The organism is Clostridium psychrophilum (assembly GCF_018861705.1).
Lineage (GTDB): Bacteria > Bacillota > Clostridia > Clostridiales > Clostridiaceae > Clostridium_AD > Clostridium_AD psychrophilum.
Genome location: NZ_JAHLEC010000125.1, coordinates 1 through 8801, shown reverse-complemented (window position 1 = coordinate 8801; position 8801 = coordinate 1). Strand labels below are relative to the sequence as shown.

The 8801-nt window shown below is 28.7% G+C and carries 11 protein-coding genes and 1 pseudogene; 9 read left to right on the top strand and 3 right to left on the bottom strand.

Annotated elements, in window-relative coordinates; translation table 11 throughout:
• Positions 1–454: 454 nt before the first annotated feature.
• A complete protein-coding gene (locus KPL38_RS16815; RefSeq protein ID WP_216290295.1) occupies positions 455–1318 on the bottom strand; it encodes a YitT family protein in 864 nt (287 codons plus the stop codon).
• Positions 1319–1391: 73 nt separating this feature from the next.
• On the opposite strand from KPL38_RS16815, the gene KPL38_RS16810 reads away from it, so the two are divergent.
• The 5 genes and pseudogenes from KPL38_RS16810 (at position 1392) to buk (ending at position 5755) form a co-directional block, all read left to right on the top strand.
• A complete protein-coding gene (locus tag KPL38_RS16810) occupies positions 1392–1532 on the top strand; it encodes a hypothetical protein (RefSeq protein WP_216290294.1) in 141 nt (46 codons plus the stop codon).
• A gap of 595 nt (positions 1533–2127) precedes the next feature.
• Positions 2128–2910 carry a DegV family protein gene (locus KPL38_RS16805; protein ID WP_216290293.1) on the top strand — a complete coding sequence of 261 codons (783 nt, stop codon included), beginning with the start codon at positions 2128–2130 and terminating at the stop codon, positions 2908–2910.
• A 336-nt stretch (positions 2911–3246) separates the two neighbouring features.
• Entirely contained in the window at positions 3247–4011 is a 765-nt protein-coding gene (locus KPL38_RS16800) for a MerR family transcriptional regulator (RefSeq protein WP_216290292.1), read from the top strand.
• Positions 4012–4562: 551 nt separating this feature from the next.
• A pseudogene (locus KPL38_RS19800) lies at positions 4563–4703 on the top strand (phosphate acyltransferase); the annotation flags it as partial.
• Positions 4685–5755, top strand: coding sequence for a butyrate kinase (buk, locus tag KPL38_RS16790; RefSeq protein ID WP_216290291.1), 1071 nt, complete (start codon positions 4685–4687; stop codon positions 5753–5755). The pseudogene KPL38_RS19800 and the gene buk, both read left to right, overlap by 19 nt.
• Before the next feature lie 306 nt (positions 5756–6061).
• On the opposite strand, the gene KPL38_RS16785 is transcribed toward buk, so the two are convergent.
• A complete protein-coding gene (locus tag KPL38_RS16785; RefSeq protein WP_216290290.1) occupies positions 6062–6268 on the bottom strand; it encodes a hypothetical protein in 207 nt (68 codons plus the stop codon).
• A gap of 291 nt (positions 6269–6559) precedes the next feature.
• On the opposite strand from KPL38_RS16785, the gene KPL38_RS16780 reads away from it, so the two are divergent.
• From KPL38_RS16780 to KPL38_RS16765, 4 genes are all read left to right on the top strand, one after another.
• Positions 6560–7126, top strand: coding sequence for a recombinase family protein (locus KPL38_RS16780; RefSeq protein WP_216290289.1), 567 nt, complete (start codon positions 6560–6562; stop codon positions 7124–7126).
• A gap of 77 nt (positions 7127–7203) precedes the next feature.
• Positions 7204–7728, top strand: a complete 525-nt coding sequence (locus KPL38_RS16775; protein WP_312884259.1) for a GNAT family N-acetyltransferase — start codon at positions 7204–7206, stop codon at positions 7726–7728.
• Between the two features lie 62 nt (positions 7729–7790).
• Positions 7791–7937 carry an NUDIX hydrolase gene (locus KPL38_RS16770; RefSeq protein ID WP_216290288.1) on the top strand — a complete coding sequence of 49 codons (147 nt, stop codon included), beginning with the start codon at positions 7791–7793 and terminating at the stop codon, positions 7935–7937.
• Positions 7938–8041: 104 nt separating this feature from the next.
• Positions 8042–8374, top strand: a complete 333-nt coding sequence (locus tag KPL38_RS16765; protein ID WP_216290287.1) for an MGMT family protein — start codon at positions 8042–8044, stop codon at positions 8372–8374.
• Positions 8375–8463: 89 nt separating this feature from the next.
• Here KPL38_RS16765 and KPL38_RS16760 read toward each other — a convergent pair whose 3' ends face one another.
• A complete protein-coding gene (locus KPL38_RS16760; RefSeq protein ID WP_216290286.1) occupies positions 8464–8670 on the bottom strand; it encodes a DUF378 domain-containing protein in 207 nt (68 codons plus the stop codon).
• Between the last annotated feature and the right edge of the window lie 131 nt (positions 8671–8801).

The window sequence follows — 8801 nt, the reverse complement described above, 5'->3', positions numbered from 1 at the left end:
ATTTTCATATTAATTTACAATATTTTCAAGAGGCATAGCCTAAAATTTGAAATAGCTTAACTCCTACCGGAGAAAATATAGCTTTTTGTGGCTTAATCATATTATTGTTTTTCAATAAAAATATTACGTCGTGAAGTGAATAATTTCACGACTCTTTTTTTATTTATATAACTTTATTCCCAATCCCTACTTTACCAGTATTACTTTTCGGCCCGCTTCTTTTCAAATCTATAATAATATATGATTGAAAAGACAGATTTTATTTGTGTGTAAGAATTATATTCATAATGTTGAGTAGATAAATATATATAGGGGATAAAATTTAGCAAAAATTTACAGAAGTTATAAATTTGGTGTAGTTGTGTTCACCCTTTAATACTACTGTGAGTTTGTTAATAGTACAAGGGTACAGTTTTGAATTTATATTAACATCATAGATCCAATTATTTAACACTTATAGAATACTTGTGCTAAATCCTCTGCCATCAACCGCTGAAGCATCTAGTATAGAAATAAGTACGTTGTTGTCTATTTTCTGGACTCCAAATTTTAATGACGGTAATCTTGATACATGTACTATACAATATATTAAATTTCTTTTATTTCCCTTAAGTGCCTTCCCCTCTAAGATAGCAACACCATGATATTTATATTGTTCTATATAATTACATACCTCCTGTTCTTTATCCGTAATTATAAGTAATACCATTTTTCTTGATAATCCATGAATCATCTTGTCTGTAATAATACCTGCTATATATATACTCATTAATGTATACAAAGCAGGTGTTATTCCATTTAATAACATTCCTATAAATACTATTACACAGTTTACAAAAAAGCCAAGCTGACCTACATTAAAACTATCATAGCTTTTTTTAACAAGCATAGCTACAATATCCATGCCACCTTCTGACCCATGATTTGCATAAGCTATACCGTGCCCCGCACCAGTTAATATTCCTCCATAAACACAAAGTAAGAGTGTGTCATTAACTGATATAATACTTGTTAAGTGCTGTGTAAGCACTAAAAATATCGCTAACGAAAGAGTACCAAGTGTACTGTAAATAGTAAATCTTTTGTTCAATTTGTTGTAACTTAACAAGATTAAGGGGATGTTACCTAATAGTACAGTATATCCTGCTGGAAAATTAGAAGCATACTGAACTAAAATTGCTATTCCTGATAAACCAGAACCGAATAGTTTTGCATTGATTAAAAACATATTTACGCCAATAGCAGATATTAAAGATCCACCTATTACAAAAAGTGCATTTTTTATATTTTGTTTATTAAATATTGTATTAGATACCATATTAACCTCCATTTCGTTAGTGTGTATACTTATAAAATATTTGTTTATTTATACTATGCTAGTAACCGGGAGTATGACAAATATAGGGATTATTGATAATCCACCATCAAGTAAGCCAATAAGAGATATATTATTTAGTTTTTCAAAAATTGAAATAACTGTGATAATTATGGATAGAGCTTTAGAATTTAAGAACTGCTTCTTTCGAATCTAAAGCTCGCAGGCTGGACTACACTTAATATTGAATGATAAATAAGGCCGAGATTGTTAATTTCTAAGAGTTTGTGAGGTAAGTTTTAGGAAACAGAAATGTTCTTTTATTGGTAGATTTAAATGTTGTTAAAAGATATGTAATTAAAAATTGTGTGGATGTATAAATCTGTACTAGTCTATAAAAATAGTAACATTTGTATATAATGAAAGAATAATTAAGTTACTTGTTTATGCGTATTTTAAAGGATAATATTGAATATTTGTTGAATTATGTAAACAAACCAGTTTATTATTAATGATAAAGGTATAGTGCGTAATGTCTATAATGAAAACTTTAAAAAAGAAATACTTAATTGATAAGTTCTGTGGGAATGAATAACTTGGCTATTACGAAGTAACTAAAGGAAAAAAATTTGGTTCTTTAACTGCACTTTTATGTGGCACTTAAAAATAATTTTATTTAAAAGTTATGGAGTGTGATTTTAAAAATGATTTTTTAAATTCTAATTGTAGAAAATATTTAATTTATTCATTATAATAGAAAAAATATTATAGTAGAAAGTTTCTCTGCTAAAAGTGAAAGGAATGCTGGAATTATGAATAGTAACGTTAATAAAATTAAGGTGCAAAATAAACATTATGGGTTTGCAATTTTAGTTGATTCTTGTTGTGATGTTCCGGAAGAGTACCTAGAAAAATATCCGATTTATGTAGTGCCTCTTAGAATAAATTATAAAGAGGTATCCTATAGAGATAGAATTGATATTTCACCTGAAGAAATATATAAAAAACTGAAGTTGGAAATTCCAACAACCTCATTACCGAAATACGGTGATGCACAAGAGGTATTCGAAAATATAATTAAAGATGGTTACACCAAAATCATATCAATTAGTATTTCAAGTAATTTAAGTGGGACCTTCAATTTTATTAGATTAGTTAGTGAAGAATTTAAACTAAGAGGTATACAAACATATCTATTCGATACAAAAAATATAGCTATTGCAAGTGGGATGTATGCAATATCAGTAGCTAATCACTTGGAAGAAGAAAGAAGCTATGAGGAAACTATAAGTTTATTAAAATCAGAGTATGGTAATTCAAAAGTTTTTTTCTGTCTTGAAACCTTAGAATACTTAAGGAAAGGCGGCAGAATTGGCCATGTAGCTTCTCTGATTGGGGCAGCACTAGGTATAAAACCAATTATCACCTGTGGTGAAGATGGTGCATATTGCATTGCAGGAAAAGAACGTGGTTCAATAAAGTGTGTTAGGAAAGCTATTATGCTGGCAAAGGACTTTGCAGACCTTGGAAAAAAATCAGAGATTATAATTATGTATACCGGTAATGTACTAGAACTAGAAAAGATTAAAGATTAAAGATAAATTGGAACAGATAATTACTAATTGTAAAGTAACAATAGGAGGACAGATAAGTCCCGTATTAGGAGTACATGTAGGGCCAGGATTAATAGGAATTGCAGTGTATTCAATAAGATAATTGGAAATTAATATAAGCATGAGGTTAGAGAAATCTACCTTTATGCTTATATTTTTTCTTTGATTTATATTTACTTGAGAGGAAAGACAATTTTTGTTTTGAAATGAGTAAAGAGATTTTTATTTTATTTTAAAACATGTATTGACTCTGACGTAGCGTGATAGTTTATTATTGATTTGTATGGAATATTAATAAAAAACAGAGGAGGTTATGTTATGTCTTATAAAATAAAAGAAGTAGCTGATATGGTTGGTATAAGTGTGCGCACACTTCATCATTATGATCAGATAGGCATCTTAAAGCCAAACTCTGTAACCCCGGCCGGATATAGACTCTACACTGATAATGACCTTGAAAGATTACAGCAAGTTTTGTTCTTTAAGGAATTGGATTTTACTCTGCTAGAAATAAAAGAAATTATAGATAATCCAGACTTTGATAAAAAACATGCACTAAAAACTCATAGGGAGTTATTAATAGAAAAAAAGATGAGGCTAGATAAGATAATAAAATCTGTAGATAAAACTATAGATTACATCGAAGGAGGAATAGATATGAAAAAGAATGAAATGTTTGAAGGGTTTGATATCAGCGAGATACAAGCTCATAAAGATAGATATGCAGAGGAAACTAAGCGAAAATATGGTGATACCGATGCTTATAATGAAAGCTTAATAAAAACCTCGAAATACACAAAAGAGGATTGGGCTAGAATTAATACAAGCAATAGAAAAATTAACGAGAAAATTATAGCTAACATGGATAAAGGAATAGACAATTTAGAAGTTCAAAAGGCAGTTAATGAGTTAAAACAACACATTACTGATAATTTTTATAATTGTACTCTAGAAATATTTAGAGGGCTTGCTGATTTATATGTTAACGATGAACGTTTCACGACTAACATTGATAAATATAAAAAAGGCTTAGCTAACTTCTTAAGTGAGTCAATGATTTACTATTGTGATAATGCAAAATAGGTCTCACCCATTTTGAAAGTAAAATATTTTTTATAACAAAGAACCAACTTAGTTTTGTTAATCTTACTAGGTTGGTAATAGAATTATTCTTTGGTAAACGTGGAGAAGTTAAAAATGTTCTTGAATCGGATGAATTGAGACCGTTGAATATTAATAATACATAAAATTGCTTAGAGTGGGTAAAAATTCAATTTTTTATCCATTTAATTCGTTAACGTGGTTTTTGTCGGAAATGTTGGCGCTCCCCCTTATTACATTAATATATAACATATATTTCTTATAAATGTTTTGCAGTTTTAAATAAAAAGGCATACAATATAATGATTATCTTGCATGCCTTACTTTCGACATATAAATAACTGTAATTAGTTTACAGATAAATTAGTTATTAGTTGCCTTACATAGGAATATAAATCAGAATTTAAAAGAGTATAGCAAATGCAATTCTCGTAGGAGATAAATGAGAAATAATATTTATTACTAAGTATATAGGAATGGATGGCCCTTTAGCACTCGATATAGGAATATCAGAATAAGCTAGGGAACAAAAAAATTTACAAAACCATGTAGCTAACGAAGCAAATATTCTTGTATTTCCTAATATTGAAGCAGTAAATATTATGTATAAAACTTTAACTTATGGTACTAATTCTAAAAATAAAGGAGAAACAATATGTCATATAAACTATTAGTAATTAACCCAGGTTCAACTTCTACTAAAATTGGTGTGTATGAAGATGAAAAAGAGATTTTAGAGAAAACAATAAGGCATACATCAGAAGAAATAGGCAGATTTGAGAGTATACTTGATCAGATGAAATTCAGAAAAGATCATATACTAGAGATACTTAAGAAAGAGAAATTTGATATAAAGACTTTGGATGCTATAGTAGGTAGAGGTGGGCTTTTAAAATCTATTGAAGGCGGTACTTATAATGTAGACCAACTTATGCTTCGTGATTTGAGAATTGGAGTACAAGGTCAACATGCTTCAAATCTAGGTGGAATAATTGCAAGTGAGATAGCAAAATCTTTAGATATACCAGCATTTATCGTTGATCCAGTAGTCGTGGATGAAATGGCTAATGTAGCTAGGATATCAGGTATTGATGAAATAAAAAGAAGAAGTATTTTTCATGCTTTAAATCAAAAATCAGTAGCTAAAAGATATGCGAAAGAACAGGGCACGAAATATGAAGAGATTAGTGTAATAGTAGCACATATGGGTATGGGGGTTACAGTAGGAGCTCATAAAAATGGAAGAGTTATTGATGTTAATAATGGACTAGATGGCGAAGGACCATTTTCACTAGAAAGAACTGGAGGATTACCATCAGGTGATTTAGCTAGATTGTGCTTTAGTGGGAAATATACTTTAGATGAGATACTTAAAAAGATTAATGGAAAAGGCGGTTTCGTAGCATACCTTAATACAAATGATGATCGTGATGTAATAAAACAAGTAGAAGATGGCGATAAATATAGCACATTAATGCTTGAAGCTATGGGATATCAAATAGCTAAAGAAATTGGAAGTTGCGCTGTAGCTTTATCAGGAAAAGTAGATGCTATTATTTTAACTGGAGGAGTAGCTTATGGTAAGTTTATAGTTAAATATATAACTGATAGAGTAAAGTTTATAGCAAAGGTTGTAGTTTATCCAGGTGAAGATGATTTATTTGCACTAGCTCAAGGTGGTTTAAGGGTTTTAAATGGCCAGGAAAAGGCGAAAGAATATAAATAATGAATTTTATATATACTATTGTTTTAATAAAAAATTAGATAAGTGTTAATGATACTTTGAAGATAAATATGGGTTCAAAGTTACCAGTAGTTCGTTAAGCAAATCAACACCAAGTACTCATACAACTACTCTGTCACCAAAAAATTCATCTGCAAAAGGGATACACTCAACACAAAATTAGAATGTTACGGTGTATGTTTCAAAATACGGTAAAAATTTTTTTGATTTTTGTATTAACTAAAAACACAGTAGAAATAGTGTAAATCTACTGTGTTTTCACATTTTAATCTTTTTAAATAATTTAATTTATCTTTTGTTTCTAGTTCCTTGATTAGCAGCTTGTATGCCAGCATTTCCATTAACCTCATATCCATTTTTAGCATTTTTACTATCTAAGCTATTGGCAATAAGATTTTGATCTTTTTGTTTTATGCTCATATTTTTGCTCAGACTATTTTCACTATTTGGTATAATATTTTGATTATTTTCAGCTATGGTTTTATTTTGACTCATAAAAACATCTCCTTTACTAATTATTCTATATTATAATAACCTTAATTTAATATACTTATACTAAACTGAGTTTTGCAACAGGTAATAATGTCGAAATGCATTCGACATTATTACCTGTTGCTTTATTTTAATATTTGTTTGTTTAGACTATGTCAGTAAACAACTTTCTCCGTATTTTTTCAAAATTGTTTGTTTGAAATTACTTATTAAATTAGTAAACAGCTGTTTTACGTTGTATACTTTAAAAGGTAAATATGTTAATATGTAGTAAATAGTAAAGGAGTTGTTTATATGAACATTGCTTATAACAGGGTTAGTTCAAATCATCAGAATGACGATAGACAATTTAAAGAGTTTAAGAATTACAACATAGAAAAATGGTTCAATGAAACAACAAATGGAATAGAAACTCATCCGCAATTAAAAGCAATGATGGATTTTATAAGATGTGGGGATACAATTTATGTGCTGAATTTCAGTAGTATTGCAAGGTCAACAGAGGAATTATTGACAATAGGAGAGCAATTAGAAAGTAAAGGAATTAATTTAATATGCATTAATGAAAATTTAGATACTAGTACTTCCACAGGTAAACTTATGTTTACTATGATTAAGTCTCTTAAGAAGTTTCAGAAGACTACTTTATTAGAACGTCAAAAAAAAGGTATTGCCATTGCGAAAGCAAATGGTAAATATAAAGGGCGTAAAAAAATTAACTTTCCTTTAAATTGGGAAGAAATCTATACCAAGTATAAAGACAGACAATTAACCGGAACAATTGCTATGGAAATGTTGAAACTTAAAAGGAATACTTTTTATAAGTTGGTTGATGAGTATAAGAGGGCTAATAATAAATAAAAATGCCAAAACTGTTGTATAATATTACATATAAGAATTTATTTACAACAATGTTTATTGTAAGTTGAAATTGTGAAATGAGTATAAAAATGATAAGAGAAGCCGTAGGAAATGATTTAATTGACATTTTGGGAATTTATAATGATGCTATTTTAAATACAACAGCTATATATGATTATAACGCTCATACACTTAATGATAGAAAACAATGGTATGAGAAGAAAAAACAAGATGGATACCCTATATTAGTTGTTGAAGAAAACAATAAGGTTATTGGATTTGCTACATATGGACCATTTAGGGATTGGCCTGCATATAAATACACTGTTGAACATTCTATTTATGTTAACAACAATTGTAGAAACAAGGGCACAGGAACAAAACTCATTAAAGAACTAATAAAAATTATTAATGAAAAAGAATATGCAACCATGGTGGCAGGAATTGATGAGTCTAACGAAAAAAGTGTACGTATGCATAAAAAATTAGGATTTAAATATGCAGGTAAGATAGATAAAGCAGGATTCAAATTTGGAAAGTGGCTCAATCTTGTTTTTTATCAATTAGAACTAAAAGGGCCTAAAAATCCGATTGATGGTTAAATATGTTAATATAATACATATAATTAAGTAAATTACAAATACATAGAAGGTAGGGATATTGTATGGATGAATTATGTTATATTTATAATATTTGTGGTATTAAAACTGGAGAAGTGTTTATAAGAGGTAATTCTCTAAGCGAAGAAGAGTACCAATTAGTCACAAATGTTTGGATTATTAACAATGATTTTAACATATACCTTATGTAATCAGCTTTATTAATAAATATAAATCTAATAGGGGAGTATAACGCTGAAGTTAATTATTTGTAAGCACTTATACTTTATTTAGTTTAATAATTGGAGTGATATGAATGGAACCTTTCACAGAAAAAGCAGTAGAAATTATAAAAGATATACCCCAGGGTAAAGTAATGACATATGGTCAAATTGCAATGCTTTCTGGAAATCGAAGGGGAGCTAGGCAGGTTTCAAGAATTCTTCATACCTTAAGTAAAAAGCTTAACCTTCCTTGGCATAGAGTTATAAATTCAAAAGGTGAGATTAGCATAAAGGATTATGAATCATTAAATTTGCAAAGATTATTTCTTAAAAGTGAAGGTATAAAATTCAATAAGAATAATACTATAGATTTAAATGAATATCAATTTTGTCCTTGTAATAGTTTTGAAAAGAATAACAATTGATTAAATAAAATGCTCCATATAATATATGAAGCATTTTCACTACTAAATAATAATCATCATTTGAAGATGGTAATAATATATAGTAAAAGCTAATCCTTTTTACTCCTAAATATGAAAACAATAATATTAACTGCGGATAATCCTACTAGTATGTATATTATTCTAGTAAGAAACGGAATGCCACCAAATATAACGTTAACTAAATTAAAATTTAATAAACCTAAAAGTCCCCAATTTAAAGCACCAATCAATACTAATATAAATGATAGTTTGTCTATATTATTAAGTTTATACATGTTTACCCCCCAGATTATTATAATAGTACTCTCGGAAACTCTCAAGCCATTGCTAATTCTAGGTTCATTTTTATGCATATATCAACTTCACCCCAGAATTTCTTCGAGCTTTCTATATTGAGGATAGCATA

Excerpts from the sequence above, each read along its gene's own strand:
- KPL38_RS16815 (WP_216290295.1), bottom strand. The coding sequence starts at position 1,318 with ATGGTATCTAATACAATATTTAATAAACAAAATATAAAAAATGCACTT.
- KPL38_RS16810 (WP_216290294.1), top strand. The coding sequence starts at position 1,392 with ATGACAAATATAGGGATTATTGATAATCCACCATCAAGTAAGCCAATA.
- KPL38_RS16805 (WP_216290293.1), top strand. The coding sequence starts at position 2,128 with ATGAATAGTAACGTTAATAAAATTAAGGTGCAAAATAAACATTATGGG.
- KPL38_RS16800 (WP_216290292.1), top strand. The coding sequence starts at position 3,247 with ATGTCTTATAAAATAAAAGAAGTAGCTGATATGGTTGGTATAAGTGTG.
- buk (WP_216290291.1), top strand. The coding sequence starts at position 4,685 with ATGTCATATAAACTATTAGTAATTAACCCAGGTTCAACTTCTACTAAA.
- KPL38_RS16785 (WP_216290290.1), bottom strand. The coding sequence starts at position 6,268 with ATGAGTCAAAATAAAACCATAGCTGAAAATAATCAAAATATTATACCA.
- KPL38_RS16780 (WP_216290289.1), top strand. The coding sequence starts at position 6,560 with ATGAACATTGCTTATAACAGGGTTAGTTCAAATCATCAGAATGACGAT.
- KPL38_RS16775 (WP_312884259.1), top strand. The coding sequence starts at position 7,204 with ATGAGTATAAAAATGATAAGAGAAGCCGTAGGAAATGATTTAATTGAC.
- KPL38_RS16770 (WP_216290288.1), top strand. The coding sequence starts at position 7,791 with ATGGATGAATTATGTTATATTTATAATATTTGTGGTATTAAAACTGGA.
- KPL38_RS16765 (WP_216290287.1), top strand. The coding sequence starts at position 8,042 with ATGGAACCTTTCACAGAAAAAGCAGTAGAAATTATAAAAGATATACCC.
- KPL38_RS16760 (WP_216290286.1), bottom strand. The coding sequence starts at position 8,670 with ATGTATAAACTTAATAATATAGACAAACTATCATTTATATTAGTATTG.